At 38.1% G+C, this 17,615-nt stretch carries 15 protein-coding genes; 12 read left to right on the top strand and 3 right to left on the bottom strand.

Annotation, left to right across the window (positions count from 1 at the left end; genetic code table 11):
- The first annotated feature begins 195 nt into the window (after positions 1-195).
- Positions 196-633, top strand: coding sequence for a LexA family protein (locus tag AC2G3J_RS08655; RefSeq protein ID WP_336951464.1), 438 nt, complete (start codon positions 196-198; stop codon positions 631-633).
- 105 nt (positions 634-738) lie between these two features.
- Positions 739-1,941 carry a winged helix-turn-helix domain-containing protein gene (locus AC2G3J_RS08650; protein WP_336950898.1) on the top strand — a complete coding sequence of 401 codons (1,203 nt, stop codon included), beginning with the start codon at positions 739-741 and terminating at the stop codon, positions 1,939-1,941.
- A 474-nt stretch (positions 1,942-2,415) separates the two neighbouring features.
- On the opposite strand, the gene AC2G3J_RS08645 is transcribed toward AC2G3J_RS08650, so the two are convergent.
- Complete coding sequence (locus tag AC2G3J_RS08645) at positions 2,416-2,598, bottom strand: hypothetical protein (protein WP_336950896.1); 183 nt, start codon at positions 2,596-2,598, stop codon at positions 2,416-2,418.
- A gap of 347 nt (positions 2,599-2,945) precedes the next feature.
- Here AC2G3J_RS08645 and AC2G3J_RS08640 point away from each other — a divergent pair, with 347 nt between their 5' ends.
- The 4 genes from AC2G3J_RS08640 to accC all read left to right on the top strand — a co-directional run bounded on the left by AC2G3J_RS08640 (position 2,946) and on the right by accC (position 6,771).
- The gene (locus AC2G3J_RS08640) at positions 2,946-4,262 is read left to right on the top strand and encodes a Y-family DNA polymerase (RefSeq protein WP_336950895.1); all 1,317 of its coding nucleotides are present in this window, start codon (positions 2,946-2,948) and stop codon (positions 4,260-4,262) included.
- Between the two features lie 235 nt (positions 4,263-4,497).
- A complete protein-coding gene (gene aroQ / locus AC2G3J_RS08635; protein WP_336950894.1) occupies positions 4,498-4,953 on the top strand; it encodes a type II 3-dehydroquinate dehydratase in 456 nt (151 codons plus the stop codon).
- A gap of 17 nt (positions 4,954-4,970) precedes the next feature.
- On the top strand, positions 4,971-5,390 hold the full coding sequence (locus AC2G3J_RS08630; RefSeq protein WP_336950893.1) for an acetyl-CoA carboxylase biotin carboxyl carrier protein: 420 nt from the start codon (positions 4,971-4,973) through the stop codon (positions 5,388-5,390).
- A gap of 16 nt (positions 5,391-5,406) precedes the next feature.
- A complete protein-coding gene (gene accC / locus AC2G3J_RS08625; protein ID WP_336950892.1) occupies positions 5,407-6,771 on the top strand; it encodes an acetyl-CoA carboxylase biotin carboxylase subunit in 1,365 nt (454 codons plus the stop codon).
- A 114-nt stretch (positions 6,772-6,885) separates the two neighbouring features.
- Here the strand turns inward: accC and AC2G3J_RS08620 are convergent, their stop codons facing one another.
- On the bottom strand, positions 6,886-7,374 hold the full coding sequence (locus AC2G3J_RS08620; protein WP_336950891.1) for a hypothetical protein: 489 nt from the start codon (positions 7,372-7,374) through the stop codon (positions 6,886-6,888).
- A 254-nt stretch (positions 7,375-7,628) separates the two neighbouring features.
- On the opposite strand from AC2G3J_RS08620, the gene AC2G3J_RS08615 reads away from it, so the two are divergent.
- The 6 genes from AC2G3J_RS08615 to AC2G3J_RS08590 all read left to right on the top strand — a co-directional run bounded on the left by AC2G3J_RS08615 (position 7,629) and on the right by AC2G3J_RS08590 (position 14,116).
- Positions 7,629-9,104 (top strand): GGDEF domain-containing protein, encoded by a 1,476-nt coding sequence (locus tag AC2G3J_RS08615; RefSeq protein ID WP_483770955.1) that lies wholly within the window; start codon positions 7,629-7,631, stop codon positions 9,102-9,104.
- A 22-nt stretch (positions 9,105-9,126) separates the two neighbouring features.
- Positions 9,127-10,617, top strand: coding sequence for an amidase (locus AC2G3J_RS08610; protein ID WP_483770954.1), 1,491 nt, complete (start codon positions 9,127-9,129; stop codon positions 10,615-10,617).
- Between the two features lie 179 nt (positions 10,618-10,796).
- The gene (locus tag AC2G3J_RS08605) at positions 10,797-10,958 is read left to right on the top strand and encodes a hypothetical protein (protein WP_419327318.1); all 162 of its coding nucleotides are present in this window, start codon (positions 10,797-10,799) and stop codon (positions 10,956-10,958) included.
- 445 nt (positions 10,959-11,403) lie between these two features.
- A complete protein-coding gene (locus tag AC2G3J_RS08600) occupies positions 11,404-12,282 on the top strand; it encodes a sulfite exporter TauE/SafE family protein (protein WP_336950886.1) in 879 nt (292 codons plus the stop codon).
- A gap of 143 nt (positions 12,283-12,425) precedes the next feature.
- A complete protein-coding gene (locus tag AC2G3J_RS08595) occupies positions 12,426-13,517 on the top strand; it encodes a 3-deoxy-7-phosphoheptulonate synthase (protein ID WP_004719768.1) in 1,092 nt (363 codons plus the stop codon).
- Between the two features lie 74 nt (positions 13,518-13,591).
- Complete coding sequence (locus tag AC2G3J_RS08590; protein WP_419327363.1) at positions 13,592-14,116, top strand: protein tyrosine phosphatase family protein; 525 nt, start codon at positions 13,592-13,594, stop codon at positions 14,114-14,116.
- A gap of 128 nt (positions 14,117-14,244) precedes the next feature.
- On the opposite strand, the gene AC2G3J_RS08585 is transcribed toward AC2G3J_RS08590, so the two are convergent.
- The gene (locus tag AC2G3J_RS08585; RefSeq protein ID WP_483770953.1) at positions 14,245-17,259 is read right to left on the bottom strand and encodes a M66 family metalloprotease; all 3,015 of its coding nucleotides are present in this window, start codon (positions 17,257-17,259) and stop codon (positions 14,245-14,247) included.
- Positions 17,260-17,615 lie beyond the last annotated feature (356 nt).

The following is a 17,615-nucleotide window of genomic DNA, read 5'->3' as shown; positions in this document are numbered from 1 at the left end:
GTTTGACAATCACAATCAATTCACCAAAAGAATCTTGCATCAAGCATTTATTTTGTTAAACTTGATTATGTTACATTATCAAGTTGAATCGTGATGAAGCCAAATTTAAATTCTCCATCGAAATTAAGTGATAGCACTGTAAGGGAAAGATTTAAATCAATGAATCCCCTCATCTCTGTTATCGAGTCTATTTCAATGCAAGATCTACTTACAATTGAATTTCGTAGCAACATTCGCATTCCTTATCCTTTAGAAACTGTTGCAGCAGGCTTTCCATCACCCGCCCAAGACTATACTGAAAAGAAAATTGATTTAAATGAACACTTAATTCATAACCCTATTGCAACCTTTATGTTAAAAGTTAACTCCTTATCAATGAAAAATGCAGGTATTGAAATTGGAGATGAAATCTTAATTGATCGTAGTCTAGAGGCTGAACATGGCGATATTGTTTTGGCATTAATCAACAATGAATTTACAGTCAAACGCTTTATGCAAGTTAAAGTATCTACAGGAATTTATGATATTTGGCTCAAAGCAGAAAATCCTGATTTTCCAGATATTCACCCACACAGTGAAGAACAAATTATGATTTGGGGCGTAGTTACTTATATTCTTAAAAAATTAAAATGATCATTAAAAGTGGCAGCACTGGTTTATGCTAATCATCTTAAAGTTTCATTTGCGATACTCTTGTAAGCCAATACTCACTAAAAATAGGTTAAAAAAATAATTGTTATGATTGAATCATTAAGACGCCTAGCACTCTCTCATCAGGGTCTAATTTCACCTACTTCGTTCGGTACAGGGTTATCTGGAACACGCCATGCCATTGAACATCTTGGCTATGTCCAGATTGATACAATTTCAGTAGTAGAACGTGCCCACCATCATATTTTATGGAACCGTGTTCCGGATTATCAACAAAGCCATTTAAATCAACTGATCAAACAACAACATATTTTTGAATATTGGTTTCATGCAGCATCTTATTTACCGATGCAGGATTATCGCTATGCACTTCCTCATATGACATCGATTAGAAATGGAGAGCATCGTTATTTTAAGCACGGTGATCAAGCTTTTATGAATGAGATTCTGGCTCGGGCGAAAGCTGAAGGCAGTATTCGATTACGTAGCATTGAACAAGGCAATAAGCAAAATTCGGGGGGCTGGTGGAACTCAAGTTTAGCGCGTCGTTCTATTGAACAATTGTTTATGCAAGGCGATTTGATGATTTCTGAACGTAATGGTATGGAAAAAGTCTATCAACTGACTGAATATTGTATTCCAAGTCAGCTTGATCTGAGTGTTCCTACATTAGAGGAATATGCCTACTACTTGTTCAATACCACGCTTCGTGCACATGGCGTGTTTACATGGAAGCAATTGTTGCATTTAAAAGTTGGACAAAAGATCCGTAAGGCAATGCGTGACATTGTCAATGAAAAATTAGATGCGGGTGTAATCACCACTTTAGCTCAATTAGGCAGTAGGGACAAAGATAGTCAAAATCTTTATATCCCAACCGATGCCTTAGAACGGATCCCGACTATTGAGTTGAAAGTCAAACTTCTCTCTCCTTTTGACAATCTGGTGATACATCGTGAACGTCTAAATACCCTGTTTAAATTTGATTATCGATTGGAATGTTATGTGACGCCACCTAAACGTATATTTGGTTATTTTTGTCTACCTATTTTATATGGGGATCAAATTGTGGGACGTATAGATTGCAAAGCACATCGGGCAAAAAATCAACTTGAAGTCATCAGCCTACATTTTGAACCCTATCATCTTAATCATACTATTTCGGATCCAGCGCATTTTTTTAGCACACTAAACACTGAAATACACCATTTTGCCCAATTTAATCAATGTATAAATATAAATGAAGGTCTTCATAAAATTCTTGATCATAGCAAGAAACAATTCAAGTGATAGGTAACGTAAGCTTAAAATCAAAATGCTTTAAAAGCATAATAAAGTCAAACCACTTAATTATTCATACAATTGATTTGCATCAAGTCATTGATCATCAATAAAGCTTATGTTTTGTATGAAGTTTTTTGGTTATGAATAAGTTTTTGTATTATTGAATTCTAGAGGATTATCCTGCCGTGGAGCGACATAAATATCGCCTATCGTTGTAAGGTGGGAATGCGATGGTACAGGACGTTCCCTTGCACAACATAAGCAAAACAAAGCACGGCTTTGTTTGCAGTGCAAAGTTTATTATCTTTTGGAGGCATCGCCTACGCAAATTAAATTTAAACTTCCCCTCTAATATGTAGCTGTATATATTCTTGTGTATGCGTTTTTTTACAGGTTAACTCTATCTAAATCTAAAATGACAAAACACCTAAGTTGAGGCGTTTCGTCATTAAAAGCTACGATTGAGTTTAGTTCAAAGCCCTATTTTTGCTGAGGCTTGTGTTGGTTTTGCTGATTTTGTTGAGCTTGTTGGTTGGATTGTTGCTTTTGCTGGTTTTGTTGATTTGATTGTTGATCTTGCTGACTGTGTTGCTTCTGCTGTTGATTAGATTGATTGGGCTGACCTTGTTGGTCGTTCTGCTGATTCTGTTGTTGATTAGCCATTTTCATATCCATCCTTTTCAATATTGGGATATGCCGTACAAATCTACGACAACTGTTAATTTAGCCCTTTCAGTTTTCTATACAAGGATTGAGATGTTTCATTTTTCGACATTGTAAGTTGCAATTTAAGATATACCTTTTAAAAGAATCACTTCTCTATTCAGCATTTTTACCTAAATTACTTAAACCACTACGAAGCTCAACAGTGCTTATTAAGTTTTGTATCTCGCCAATCCCTTTATTGAAATCATCCCGTCCAAATGATGAATAAATCCACATTTGATTTGAATTTATTTTAAACATCTTTTAATATTTAACTTGAATTTGTAACTTTTTCAAGATATCTCATGAGTGAACAAATTTTTGCTTTGATCGACATTAACAATTGTTATGTCAGTTGCGAACGCGTATTTAACCCCAGTTTAAATAACAAACCAGTTGTCGTATTAAGCAATAATGATGGTTGTGTCGTTTCACGAAGCAACGAAGCCAAGGCGTTAAATATAGATATGGCTATCCCTTGGCATGAAGTTGAACAACAAGCCCAAAAAGCCGGAGTACTCGCCTTTTCAAGTAACTATGCTTTATATGGTGATTTTTCAGATCGTTTTTTTAAAATTTTAAAGATTTTTTTTAAAGATGAGGATTTGGAAGCCTACTCTATTGATGAGTGTTTTATCAATCTCAGTTCCTATCAAGACTTATTCGTTCTACAGGATTACTGTAGAAAACTCATCGAAACCATCCAAAAATGGCTTGGTCTACCCTGTTGTATTGGTATTGGCTATAGTAAAACCCAAGCAAAGCTTGCCAATAGTTTTGCCAAGAAACGGCGCGGCTTTGATAGTGTCTGTGACCTGACTGGTTTAGATTTGTGCAGTTTTGAAAGTTTACTACTTGAAACCAGTGTCGCTGAGGTCTGGTGTGTTGGACGTAAAACCAGCAAACGGTTACAAGCTTATAATATTTATAATTGCTATGACTTAACTTTTGCCAATGAACATTACCTTGCACGCGAGTTTTCAGTGGTCATTGGACGCACCATTCGTGAGCTAAAAGGTCAATCCTGTATTGCTTTGGACGATGCAGACATTCCCTCAAAACGTATCCTTTCGTCACGCAGTTTTGCATCTGCTCTAAATAATGTTGAGATTATTAAACAAGCCATTATTTTCCATGTCAATCGTGCACATCAACGACTAAGCAAGCAACGCCAACTGTGTGCAGTTGTGCATGTTTCCTTATATGAAAAAGTTGCTCAAGCACCCTATAAAAAGGCACAAAGTAGTGTCATTGGCTTGATGTATGCAACAGACGATTTGATGATTTTAACCAAGTCAGCATTACAGCAAATTGATGTTTTATTTAAAGAAAATTTAAAGTATGTAAAAGTCGCCGTCATGTTCTCAGCACTGCATGGCAAAAGCCAGCACATCAATGACTTATGGCATCCTGTAGACTTTATTCAGCAACGTGATCAACTGATGGATACACTCTCCAGTATGAAACAACGCTTTGGCTCAGACTGTATTCAAGTAGGTTATCATTCCGACAAAGAAACATGGAAAATGCGTCAGCAAAATCGTTCTCCAAGCTATACAACACGTTGTAGTGACATCTTATGTATTGATGATAGCCATATGGCTGTTACACAAATCAAATGAATAGTTTTGGTCACTCAGTTTAAAATGAAGTCTCTGTAAAACATCTGCTAAAAATGTCATATTTTAACATTGCCATTTACAGACAAAATTAACATTATATAGCCCATACAAGGCACTGCGTTTCCGCGACGATTCAAAGAAAATATAAAGTATTTGTGGAAAAATATGCCATAATATGCAAACTTTGCAGACATCTTGCAATTTTTTTTGCGACTTTTGAATTGGAGCACTCTCAATGAGTTCGACCATTTTGGTCATTCACGGACCAAACTTAAACTTGCTAGGAAAGCGCGAACCTGAGGTCTATGGTCACCTCACATTGGATGACATTAACCAACAACTGAGTCTCCAAGCACGACAAGCTAATATGAGTTTAGATACTTTTCAAAGCAACTGGGAAGGAGCTGTGGTCGATCGTATTCACCAAGCACAACAAGACGGCATAAAATTTATCATTATTAATCCTGCCGCGCTGACCCATACCTCAGTTGCTGTACGTGATGCTCTACTTGGCGTTGCGATTCCATTTATTGAGGTACACCTTTCTAATGTTCATGCACGTGAAGCATTTAGACATCATTCTTATTTATCAGATAAAGCTGTTGGCGTCATTTGTGGTTTAGGTGCCAAAGGCTATTCTTTTGCACTTGATTTCGCCATCGAAAAACTTAAATCTTCAACCCAATCATAATTTAGGAATACGAACCCATGGATATTCGCAAAATTAAAAAGCTCATCGATTTGATGATCGAATCTGATCTTCAAGCAATTGAAGTGAAAGAAGGCGATCAATCGATTGCTTTAACTCGCCGTAATCCTGTGGTTGCTGCTGGTGTAGCACCTATTGCCCTTCCAACCGCTGAAGCGCCTGTAGTTAAAGCTGCCTCTCGTGGTGCAGTAGAAACGTCTCCAATGGTTGGTGTGTTCTATTCAGCACCAAGTCCGGGTGAAGCACCATTTGTGAATATTGGTCAGACTGTTTCTGCGGGTGAAACTTTAGGTATCATCGAAGCAATGAAAATTATGAACCCTATTGAAGCAACTCAAAGTGGTGTAGTTGAAGAAATTTTAGTAAAAAATGGTGATGTAATCCAGTTCGGTCAACCTTTATTTCGCTACCGCGCGTAATACCTCGGGGGTTGATATGTTGCAAAAAGTTTTAATTGCAAACCGAGGTGAAATTGCATTACGCATCACTCGTGCTTGTAAAACTTTGGGAATCAAAACTGTCGGAATCTACTCAGATGCTGATAAAGATTTGATGCATTTACGTTTTTGTGATGAAGCCGTATGTATAGGTCCTGGCGCAAGTAGTGAAAGCTATTTAAATATTCCAGCCATTATTACCGCAGCAGAAATTACAGGCGCAGATGCCATCCATCCAGGTTATGGTTTCTTATCTGAAAATGCTGAATTTGCAGAAATTGTAGAAAACTCAGGATTTATTTTCATTGGACCTCGTCCCGAACACATTCGTCTGATGGGAAATAAAGTTTCCGCAATTACGGCGATGCGTAAAGCAGGTGTTCCAACAGTTCCTGGTTCTGCTCATGCGGTCACACCAAACAATGCATTGGCTGAAGCCAAAGAAATTGGTTTCCCATTGATTGTAAAAGCTGCTTCAGGCGGTGGTGGGCGTGGGATGCGTATTGTTGAGCGTGTTGATACATTACTTGAATCTGTTCAAGCTGCACAACGTGATGCTGAAATGTGGTTCGGGGATGATACGGTTTATATGGAGCGTTTCCTACAAAAACCACGTCATGTTGAAGTACAAGTTTTAGCCGATGGTAATGGCCAAGCGATTCATTTATATGACCGTGACTGCTCTTTACAGCGTCGCCATCAAAAAGTGCTTGAAGAAGCACCTGCACCAGGTTTACCAGAAGAAGCGCGTGCACATATTCTTGAAGCTTGTGTCAATGCATGTAAGTTGATGCAATACCGTGGTGCTGGTACTTTTGAGTTCTTATTTGAAGATGGTGAGTTCTTCTTTATCGAGATGAATACTCGTGTTCAAGTTGAGCATCCGGTGACTGAACAAGTGACTGGTGTTGATATTATTGAACAGCAATTACGTATCGCTGCAGGTCTAGGTTTAAATCTTCAACAAGAAGACATTAAAATCGAAGGTCATGCGATTGAATGCCGTATCAATGCAGAAGATCCGTCAACCTTCTTACCATCACCAGGTAAAATTGAATCATTCTATGCGCCAGGCGGTGCGGGTATCCGTTTAGATTCTCATATCTATCAAGGCTATAGCATTCCTCCGTATTATGACTCAATGATCGCAAAGTTGATTTCTTATGGTAAAGATCGTGAAACCGCGATTGCCCGTATGAAACAAGCCTTGGATGAGATGATCTTAACTGGAATTAAAACCAATATTCCATTACATAAAGATCTGATTCTTGAAGATAAAAACTTCTGTTCACAAGCAATGGATATTCACTACCTTGAAAAACACTTATTAAAACAAGTTCAAGGACATGAAAAAGAAGCTTAATATACATTCTCTAATCCCGTAAAAACCCAATAAAAAACCTCTGTAAAATCAGAGGTTTTTCATTTTAAAGCAAATGCTTCATTACTTAGACAAGCATTGATGCTTTAAATCGACTTAAGGCAAGACTCTGCGTAAAGTAGCAAAGCACTGATCCCCTTTGTCAGAAATACAAAAATTCAAGGTGTTCTTATTAATCCACTTCACAAAATATTGGGTAACTTCACCAGACTGATCTTCTTTACGTCCTGAACAATCTGTTTCATTATTTTCATAGCGAATTTGCATGATTAATGCAGGTGGCTTTTCCAACGTATTATCCGGTGAAGGTTGATAATCAAACAGACCAGTTGACCACTCTTTGGCACTATTCACCACCACTTCATTGGAACCACGGAAATTATAATATTCTGTACATTTCTTATTTTCTGGAATTTCCATACCCCATAAGCCTAAAATTTCAGGGCGAGTATTTATACGAATTGTGCTTGTGGTATTGGTTGCAGCCACAGTCGTAGGATTGGTTGCTTGAGGTTGAACTGTTTCAGCTCTCACAAAAGGTGAAAGGCTAAGCAATAAAGAAATTATAAGTGCTGTTTTTTTCATACCAAGTCTGTATGTAATATTTCATCAGACATAAATTAGCATAGATTTAGAATAAAACATGTAAAATTAACCATATATGAACAATCTTTCTTGTGTAATCTATGCAAAAAACATTTTTGTGACGAGCCCGAATTAAGGTAACTAAAACTATTGATTTATCGATACAAATAGATATGATTACTGATTAATACCTTAGCAGAGCCAGATAAAATATTGGCTTAGAGATTAATCCCTCTTTAGAATAGGTTAGTAAATTGCCTCGAGCTCTCGCATATTTAAGTCAAGTGCTTAAAGACAACATCTCTGCATTTTTTATTATTGCAATGATTATTTTTGTCTGTGCATTGGCTGGAATATTGGGTAGACCCTTATCTTTTCTTGCCATTTTTTGGCCCGCAAATGCTGTTTTACTTGGGCTCTTTTTAAGGTTTCATCGCTTAAAAAATATAGTTGGATGGATTGGTGCATTTATCGCATTTATGCTTGCAGATCTGCTTACTGGCAATTCATTTTTAATCACCTTCTTTCTGACTTTAGCCAATCTAACTCACGCCGTGGTCACATTAGGCCTGATTCGTTTTTTTAAACTAGATTATAAACAATATAATAAAGGTCTAACATTTTTATACTTATTTGCAATCAGTGCCTTTGGCGGTTGTTTAGCCTCGCCAATCGTCGCAAGTTTAACTGTCCCTTATTTACCAAACACCTTTATGATTATGGATAGAATCTGGATCGATTTTGGTATGTGGTGGACGGGTGAAATCCTCAATGTTATTGCCTTTTTACCGATTATATTGGCAATCCCAGATAAAAAAGCCATTCAAAACCATATCCAACAATTTAAACAACAGCCTTTTCAATACGAAAAATTTCTTCCGCTATTAGGCGTGATTTTCTCCGTCATTCTGACTCATTTTTTTCTGGGTCCAGGTGCAATCATGTTCCCAATTGCAGCGCTAGTCTGGGCTGCACTAAGCTATAATTTATTTTTTGTCTCTATCATTAACTGTATAGTGTGTATGCTGCTCTATAATGCATTGACTGCATATTATATTGCTCAGTCACCCGATGCCTATTTGGGTACCACACTGTCTGTACGCATCGGTTTAATGATGCTGGCTTTGGGGCCTTTAACCCTCGCTATTATCAGTTTAAATCGACAAAAGCTTTATCACCAAATCTTATACTTAGCCAATCATGATGGCCTCACCACCACACTAAATCGTCGTTATTTCTATGAAGAAAGTGAACGCACCATTGCTGAGGATGTTGAAAAACAACAAGCACACAGTGTCACAATTTTGGTTTTAGATTTAGATCATTTTAAAAAAATTAATGATCAATATGGCCATGTGATCGGCGATTATGTTTTGCAAGAGTTTACCCATCAAGTCAAAGCACAAATTCGCACGAATGATCTATTTGGTCGCTTAGGTGGCGAAGAGTTTGCTATATTATTAAAAGATCTATCTTTAGATCAAAGTATTGCCATTGCACAAAGAATTTGTAATAGCGTTTTCAATACCCCGATTCATTTAGATGATCAACGTAGCTTAAATATCAGCGTCAGTATTGGCTTAAGTTATCAGACTTTACCCTATTGCATACCTTTTCAACAGCTGATAAAACGAGCTGATGATGCTTTGTATTTAGCCAAGGAAAAAGGTAGAAATCAGCTTTGTTTAGAAAAAACCATCGAACAAAACCAAAACATATTTGCCCAATAACTCAAAACAGCAAGGAAAAGCTATGAAGTTTTCAGAATATATTCAATATGATGGTATCGGTTTAGCACAACTTGTAAAAAACAAGGAAGTACAAGCACATGAATTATTAGAAATCGCAATTCAACGTGCTGAACAAGTTAATCCTAAAATTAATGCGATCGTTATTCCGATTTATGAACATGCATTAAAAAACACCCAAAATTATGCGACTGGTCCCTTTTCAGGTGTACCATTTTTACTCAAAGATCTACATCAAGAATATGCAGGTGTCGCAACTTCATTTGGTTCCAAATCGTTTAAAAATGCGCAATATATTGCTAAAGAAAATTCAGAAATCGTCAATCGCTGGGTGAAATCTGGGGTAGTCACTTTCGGATTAACCAATTCGCCTGAATTTGGCATTAAAGGTATCACTGAACCTGAAGCTTGGGGCAGTTGCAAAAATCCATGGAATTTAAAACACAATAGTGGCGGCTCTTCTGGAGGTTCCGCTTCTGGGGTTGCAGCAGGTATCGTACCGATTGCGGGTGCAAGTGATGGAGGTGGCTCTATCCGAATCCCAGCTTCATATTGTGGCCTATTTGGCTTAAAGCCAAGTCGTGGACGTACGCCTTGGGGACCTGAAATCAGTGAAGCAATGCATGGTGCTGCGATGCAACATGTTTTGTGCAAATCAGTCCGTGATAGTGCAGCCATGTTAGATGCCACTCAAGGCTCAGATCGCACTGCTCTTTTCAACATCCAAAGCCCGACTGAACGCTACTTAGACATCATTGAAAAAGCTCCAAAGCGTCTGCGAATTGGTTTTTCCACTGTTTCCCCAATTGGAACCAAAGTTTCAAAAGATGCAGTTCAAGCTATCCAAAAGACTAGCAAACTTTTAGAATCTTTAGGACATATTGTTGAAGAGGCAACGCCTCAAATTGACGGTATGTCTCTTGCCAAAGACTTTATTACCACATGGTTTAGTCAATGCGCTTATACGGTCAATCAAGTCAAACAGAAATTTGGCGCAACAGATCAAGATTTTGAATTAGATACACTGGCAATTGCCGCATTTGGGGCCAAGGCTTCTGCTGTGGACTATATTAACAACCTCAATAACTGGGGTGTTTATGTTGCAAAAATGAACCATTTCTTTGAGCATTATGACTTATTTTTGATCCCGTCTACAGCCTCAGTAGCACCGAAAAATGGTGAGGTAAAAACACCATCTTGGCAGGTTCCGATTTTAAAAGCCTTGCTCAAAGTTGATCAAGCCCACTTACTGGCAAAAGGTAAGTTAGTTGAGCAAATGATTAAAAATAATTTGCAGTGGGTTCCATTTACTCAATTGGCCAATATCACGGGCTTACCAGCCATGTCAGTACCTTTATATTGGAATAAAGATAATCTACCTTTAGGTTCACAATTTATTGCCCCTTTTGGACGTGAGGATGTGTTATTACAACTGGCGGCACAATTGGAGCTAGCGCAACCTTGGGCATCTAAATATCAAAGCATTCTATTATAAATTTTATCTGCTTGAATATTCCCATTAAACATCGGGTACTGATGTGAATATTTATTTCAGAATAAGGCTTATTTTAGAGCTGATTATTAGATTTTGAGTTACTAAAAAATGAGCATTCAATACTCAGTCATATTTTGAACTAGTATGCAATGAGTTGCTTTTATATTGATGAATTATACATGATCGGGCTATTGCGTGGCGACGGCTCTCGCCCATTGAGCGTGGGAATGCGGGGGTTACAGGACGTACCCTTCGCACAACATGAGCAAAAACAAAGTATAGCTTTGTTTGCAGTGCGAGGTTTGGCATCCCTTGCCAAAAGTGAGGCATCGACTACGTGAACCTATTTAAGCGCCAATAGTAAAGTAGGGCATTATAAGCTTTTCAATCATAAATATTCATTTCCATAGAGAAGTATAAGTTCCAAGTTATAAAGTTTACTTTTGTAAGATAAATCATATAATTCGTATATTTATTAGGTTTCTTTCACAAGTCTTTTTAAAAGCATAAATCGATGTAAAAGCACCCTCATCCTAGCCTTCCTCCCAAAGGAAGGAAGAAGTTTCATACTAATATGATTTAATTCAAATGATCATCTTCAAGCTACAAAAGAGACCTAATCAAAATTTAGAATAATAATCAATTAGATAGATATAAAAACCTGCATTACGCTAAAGTTAAAAGACTTTAGCATTTTTTTGCATAAGCAAATCAACAATCAAGACAACCACTTATACAAAAAAGTCATAAGATATGCCTGTTTTTTGATATCTGGCAATATAAGTCATGTTTGGTCCTGTTGAGTTTATTCTAGCTGGCGTTTTAGTCGGCTTCTGTGTAGGTATTACTGGTGTAGGCGGTGGTTCACTTATGACCCCCATCTTGATTAGTTTATTTCGAATAGAACCACACATCGCAATCGGAACAGACCTACTTTATGCAGCTATTTCTAAATTTTGTGGCTCAATGGTTCATGCTAAAAAACTGAATATCGTTTGGCCGATTGTTCTCTGGTTAGCTTTAGGCAGTGTCCCTGCTTCATTTATCACCCATTGGGTTTTAGACAATTATCTCAGCAGTTCAACGCACTACAAAGCCATTTTAACCATGGTGTTAGGCTTTATGCTGACCATAACAGGCTTGTCTATCGTGTTCCGTTCTAGAATTGAAAAATTCTTTGCCAAATTTCGTGCAGAAAAGCAAGATTTTCATGAAGCCAATAATTTCAACATTGAAGGAAAACGCACTTATGTGGTGATTATGGGGATTGTACTGGGTGTGTTTGTGACCCTTTCTTCTGTAGGTGCTGGCGCATTTGGTATCATGGCACTGATCCTCATGTTTCCAAATTTACCCATGATTCGTATCATTGGTTCTGATGTTGTACATGCTGTTTTATTAACCTCTGTTGCTGGATTTGCACATATGACATCTGGCAATGTAGATTTTCATCTGCTTGGATGGTTGTTGGTGGGCTCAATTCCTGCAATTGTGGTGGGAACCTTAATCAGTTCTAAAATGCCAGAAAAAATGATTCGCAAGGTTTTGGGGATCACCCTATTTGCATTGGGTATTAACTTTATCTTAAACCCAGTTAAATCCAAACCTGTAGAAAAACCACAGGTTGCAATGGTGACGCCATCCGTCCAACAACCACAGGTTTAAAATTAAGCTTTTATTAATAACTAATAGTTATGAATTGACCGCAAAGTTTTAATGATTTATTTATGACAAAACTTCGGCCAATTCGTGTTATATTCTGACCACTAAAAATACTTTCTGTATGTTTCTAATACCCAGTGACGGCAATGAATACATTAAATTCAAATCCAATTACTCAATCAGATATTGATGACGTGAATGTCCAAAGCATTCAAACGCTGGTAACCCCAGCGGAACTTAAAGCTGAATTACCATTAAATGAAAATGCCTACCAAACTGTACTTCATGGTCGGGAAACTGTTCGTAATATTTTAGATGGTAAAGATAAACGTCTATTTGTTGTGATTGGCCCTTGTTCTATTCATGACCCTGTTGCAGCACATGATTATGCAAATCGTTTAAAAGTATTAAGTGAAAAAGTAAAAGATACTTTATATATCATCATGCGTGTTTATTTTGAAAAACCTCGTACCACCGTTGGCTGGAAAGGTTTGATCAATGATCCAGATATGAATGATTCTTTTAATATTGAAAAAGGTCTACGTTTAGGGCGCAAACTATTGCTTGAGTTAAACGATAAAGGCTTACCTTGTGCAACTGAAGCGCTTGACCCAAACTCACCACAATATTACCAAGATCTTATTTCATGGTCTGCAATTGGTGCACGTACAACGGAAAGCCAAACACATCGCGAAATGTCTTCTGGTCTTTCGTCACCTGTAGGCTTTAAAAATGGTACAGATGGTGGTTTAACCGTTGCAACCAATGCTATGCAGTCTGTTAAACATGGTCATAGTTTCTTGGGTTTAAATAACGAAGGCCAAGTTTCAGTGATTCGTACTAGTGGTAACCCTTATGCACACGTTGTATTACGTGGCGGTAATGGTAAGCCGAACTATGATGCGGGTTCTGTTGCTGAAGCGGAAAATGCATTAGCAAAAGCCAAAGTCAGCAATAAAATCATGATTGATACCAGTCATGCCAACTCAAATAAAGATCCGTATTTACAACCGCTTGTGTTGAAAAATATCACCGAACAGATTTTAGATGGCAACAAATCTATTGTCGGCATTATGGTTGAAAGCCATATCAAAGGTGGGCGCCAAGATATTCCTGAAAATCTGGCTGATTTAGAATATGGTAAATCTGTGACTGATGGCTGTATCGATTGGGAAACCACTGAAAAAGCACTTCTGGAAATGGATGCAGCTTTAAAAGAAATTTTACCAAATCGTTAATTAATATAAAAACGCCATCTACATAGATGGCGTTTTTGTTTATGATGTTATTAAACATTTTCTGTAAGAATGCTATGAACGAACTTGAACAAGAACTCTGTCAAATCGCAAACTTCCAGTTTGTCCACGAACATTTACTGACTTCAGGTCAGCCGAGTGCTGAACAACTGAAACAGATTAAAGAATACGGCGTAGATACAATCATCAATCTGGCATTTACAGATGCCAGCTTACACCTTGAACATGAAGATAAAATCTGTGCTGAGTTTGGACTCAACTACATTCAAATTCCAATCCATTGGGATACACCAGCAGATGATCAATGCTTATTTGTGTTAGATTTGATCGCGCATTTGGTACAGGAAAAAATCGTTTGGGTACATTGTGCGAAGAATATGCAGGTGAGTTGTTTGATGTATTTATATCGCCAATATTATATGGATATCGATATGCCAGCCGCACAAGAGTTGATGCATCAAATTTGGGAACCCAATGAAACTTGGACTGGTTTAATACATGCTGTTGCGTTACAACTACAAGGGCGTAAAGCCACTGAAGATTTACAACACTCTTTGATGAATGCGGATCAGTTTTCTTAAACCAGCCTAACAACAGTTCAATCATTGATGTATTTAAGTAAAATCATCAACATGAACAAAAATAAGCGCCTTATGGCGCTTATTTTATTGTGATAACTTAATGTTTGATTTGCTTATTTGATCAATGGTTACTTGATTAGAAGCTGCTTGATCAAAGCTAAATTTTCAGCACGGGTTGCAGCCAAAATCAAACTGTTATTGGCAGTAAGATTTGTCCATTTTTGATTCCCACCAGTACCGCAATTATAACTAATCAAACGTGCTCGGTTATTGCTTAAATAACCATATTCCAAATCAAAACATTTTGAACCTTGCTCGATACGTTGCAGTGTGGCATTCATCGCCCACACTTGGCTTGCTGCATCAAGGTTACATGAGCTTAGATTAATCACCCCACCCTGATTGGCTAAACACTGATCCATATATTTTTTGCTGTGGATTTTACCCATTGCATCGTAGATCCACTGTTCAGTGTCATCACCCGTACAGCCACTCTTACCACTGATATAGGCATTCAATTTGCCATTAGCCAGTGTTTCAACTTTTAAACAATTTGTCCCATTTTTAATACTGGAAACATGGTTTAAATTGAAATCAGTACTTAGTTCCAACTTTGCCACAAACTGATTAAATGCCTCAATCGCTTCAACATTGCCACTTTCGAGATCAGTTCGATATGCATTTATCCAACGATTTAAACGATAAAGTTTAATTTGCTGTTGGGTATAACGAACCATTTCTGTCTGCGCGTCCGCTGACAATTCAGTTTTAAATTGACGATAAGAGTCAAATAATAAGCGTGAATCCGCATCTAGGCTGACCACCTCTTTACCTTTATTATTCAGCAAAGCTTGTTCGAGTTGTGGTATTTCAAGTGTTCTTAATGCCGAATACTCTGCTTCTTTACCAATAGAAACAAAAGGTGTCATTGCTTGTGTAGTGACTGGGATATTGATATTCGACAATTTCACTGCTTGCTGGCCTGCTTTTTGGCAGTAAAGATCAATATTTTGAGGGGCATCACTTTGCGCAAGATTGATATGGAACTTATTGGCATTGCTACCTGAGTTTACCCGTTGTGGTGCAAGTGCAATATTTTCTACTTTATTGACATACTGCACATTTAACCAACAATTTGCAGCAGTGCCAGCCGAGTTGGCCTGAGGTAGATTAAAGACATTGCCCCAATTACCTCGTGCTGCAGGATAAATAATCCCCACCTGATTGATTGGATCATAGCCACCTAAAATCGTATAAACAGGCACACTAAATAAACGTGGTTTTAAAAAGTTACCATCGGCACTGTTATACCAAACATTGCCTGAGTTTGGTGTTTTAGGTTGTGCATCTACCATTTCACGCGTTGCTGCATTCCATTTTTTATAACCTGTCGTAGAATTTGGATCCCAAACGTATTTATCAAAAGCAGGTTGAATTTTTAACCACATACTATAACCAGTATAGTGGGTATATTTGGAAATCGAGCTGGCGCTAGATCCACCACTCATGGCATCCCAACCATAAGCATAGAGATTTTGGAAGTTTGGTACACCATTACTACCATCACCTAAATTGGTATTGCCCCAATTTAAATTGCCACGCATTTTATTTCGAAATGCAATATATCCCCAGCCACTATCAGCATGATGTGCAGACCAGAAATAATTTGTTGGACTTCCACTTGTTTCAACTGAGCCAGGATAATGCCCTAAACCATAGTGATGCCCGATTTCATGGCTAAATTCATTCCCCACCGAATCGATCAATGTCAAAATACCATTTCCACCACTTAAGCCGTGATTGGACTCACCATTGGCATATTTACCTCTGGCATGATGAATCACCACACTTTGAGTCACTTGTGGTTGCTCTTGACTTTGCATCGATGAACTGGTGACACCCCAATTCGCTAAGTTAATTCCCACACTAAATGTTGATTTAGCAGTATTTTCACGCATATCTCCATCATAGACACCACCATTGGTTGCACTGACAGAATCGTAAATGACACCACTTGCAACCATGACCCGATTAAGCTTCATTTCATCGTATTTGCTGACAATCATTTTTGCAGCAGGGATGGTTTGGAAATAATCGGTTCCTGCTTTTTCAGGTTCCAACAGCATATAGTGACCATTGGATTTAGGTGCATCAGTCAATAAACCTAAACGAATACTTTGTACCACCAACTCGCCTGGTGCTGCAAAATCAATATCTGCCCCAGCTAAAGAACCACTGCGATTGTTTACAGGATCTATAATACGGATGGATAATCCTGAACGTACCTCATCCCACTTTAATGCTGCTGACCATGCCTGTTTAGAGTACATCACCCGCGCTCGATCATCCTGATTAGATTGATCGGAAGCAGCAAGACGTGAAGGCTCTTTTAGATTTACGGTACGTATCAGTTGGTTACCTTGATAGATTTCCGCTTGTAATTTATCAACATCTCCCATTGAAACTAAAGGTGTAACCAATAACAATGCATCTTTTTGCGTTGTTAAGCGTGGCATTTTATCCTGTTCATTATTCTTCGGATTTACCACATGGCTTTGGGCAAACTGTAGCATTGCAGCAAAGTCACCATTTAAATCATTGCGCAATAAGCGATTTCCACCCTGTGCATTAAAATCATAAAAGCCTAATACACTGCTTGAGATTTTATTTTTAACTGGTTCTGGATATTTTTCTACTATAGGTGGTGTTGTCCCTGTATTACCATTTGAACCACCCGAACCATTTTCAGGAGGCTGAGTCGTGCCACCGTTTGAGCCACCTGAACCATTTTCAGGAGGCTGAGTCGTGCCACCGTTTGAACCGCCCGAACCACTCTCAGGAGGCTGAGTCGTGCCACCGTTTGAGTCGCCTGAACCATTCTCAGGAGGAGTCTCAGTTGATCCACCATTTGAACCACCCGAACCATTCTCTGGAGGCAAAGTCGTACCGCTATTTGACCCCCCTGAACCGTTGTCTGGGGTTTCTGGTGTACCATCTCCAGGTAACTCATTTGTACCATCGCCAGGGTTTTGCGGTATATTCGATGGCTGATCATTTGTTGCATGGCTATCACTACCACCCCCACATGCAATAAGCATTGCTGAAAGCGTACAAATTGTTAAATATTTAAACCGTAATTGCATCACATATCTTCCCCATATTTATAACGACTTATCTCTATCCTTGGTTTTTGAGATTAAATTAAAATAATTATATATTTCAATAGTTTAAATATATCACACAGATTATAATCATGTGTTTTTTTATTTAAAAAATATAAAAAGGACATATTGCCCTAAATTTTACTTTTATGGATTTATTGAGTCTTAGGTTGTTATTTATCGGCACCGTGGCGCTATCGCGTGGCGATTGGGGGTATCGCCCATTGTGTGTGGGTATGCGGGGATACAGATTGAGTAGTGCAAGATGAGGCATCACCTACACAAAGAGAGAAGGAACTTTCAAGATCAATATGATTCACTCAACATAATTATTTTTG

It is taken from the genome of Acinetobacter legionensis (assembly GCF_057165765.1).
Note: the sequence above shows the minus strand (reverse complement) of the source record. Positions and strands in the feature narration are given on the sequence as shown.

Excerpts from the sequence above, each read along its gene's own strand:
- AC2G3J_RS08655 (WP_336951464.1), top strand. The coding sequence starts at position 196 with ATGCAAGATCTACTTACAATTGAATTTCGTAGCAACATTCGCATTCCT.
- AC2G3J_RS08650 (WP_336950898.1), top strand. The coding sequence starts at position 739 with ATGATTGAATCATTAAGACGCCTAGCACTCTCTCATCAGGGTCTAATT.
- AC2G3J_RS08645 (WP_336950896.1), bottom strand. The coding sequence starts at position 2,598 with ATGGCTAATCAACAACAGAATCAGCAGAACGACCAACAAGGTCAGCCC.
- AC2G3J_RS08640 (WP_336950895.1), top strand. The coding sequence starts at position 2,946 with ATGAGTGAACAAATTTTTGCTTTGATCGACATTAACAATTGTTATGTC.
- aroQ (WP_336950894.1), top strand. The coding sequence starts at position 4,498 with ATGAGTTCGACCATTTTGGTCATTCACGGACCAAACTTAAACTTGCTA.
- AC2G3J_RS08630 (WP_336950893.1), top strand. The coding sequence starts at position 4,971 with ATGGATATTCGCAAAATTAAAAAGCTCATCGATTTGATGATCGAATCT.
- accC (WP_336950892.1), top strand. The coding sequence starts at position 5,407 with ATGTTGCAAAAAGTTTTAATTGCAAACCGAGGTGAAATTGCATTACGC.
- AC2G3J_RS08620 (WP_336950891.1), bottom strand. The coding sequence starts at position 7,374 with ATGAAAAAAACAGCACTTATAATTTCTTTATTGCTTAGCCTTTCACCT.
- AC2G3J_RS08610 (WP_483770954.1), top strand. The coding sequence starts at position 9,127 with ATGAAGTTTTCAGAATATATTCAATATGATGGTATCGGTTTAGCACAA.
- AC2G3J_RS08605 (WP_419327318.1), top strand. The coding sequence starts at position 10,797 with ATGATCGGGCTATTGCGTGGCGACGGCTCTCGCCCATTGAGCGTGGGA.
- AC2G3J_RS08600 (WP_336950886.1), top strand. The coding sequence starts at position 11,404 with ATGTTTGGTCCTGTTGAGTTTATTCTAGCTGGCGTTTTAGTCGGCTTC.
- AC2G3J_RS08595 (WP_004719768.1), top strand. The coding sequence starts at position 12,426 with ATGAATACATTAAATTCAAATCCAATTACTCAATCAGATATTGATGAC.
- AC2G3J_RS08590 (WP_419327363.1), top strand. The coding sequence starts at position 13,592 with ATGAACGAACTTGAACAAGAACTCTGTCAAATCGCAAACTTCCAGTTT.
- AC2G3J_RS08585 (WP_483770953.1), bottom strand. The coding sequence starts at position 17,259 with ATGCAATTACGGTTTAAATATTTAACAATTTGTACGCTTTCAGCAATG.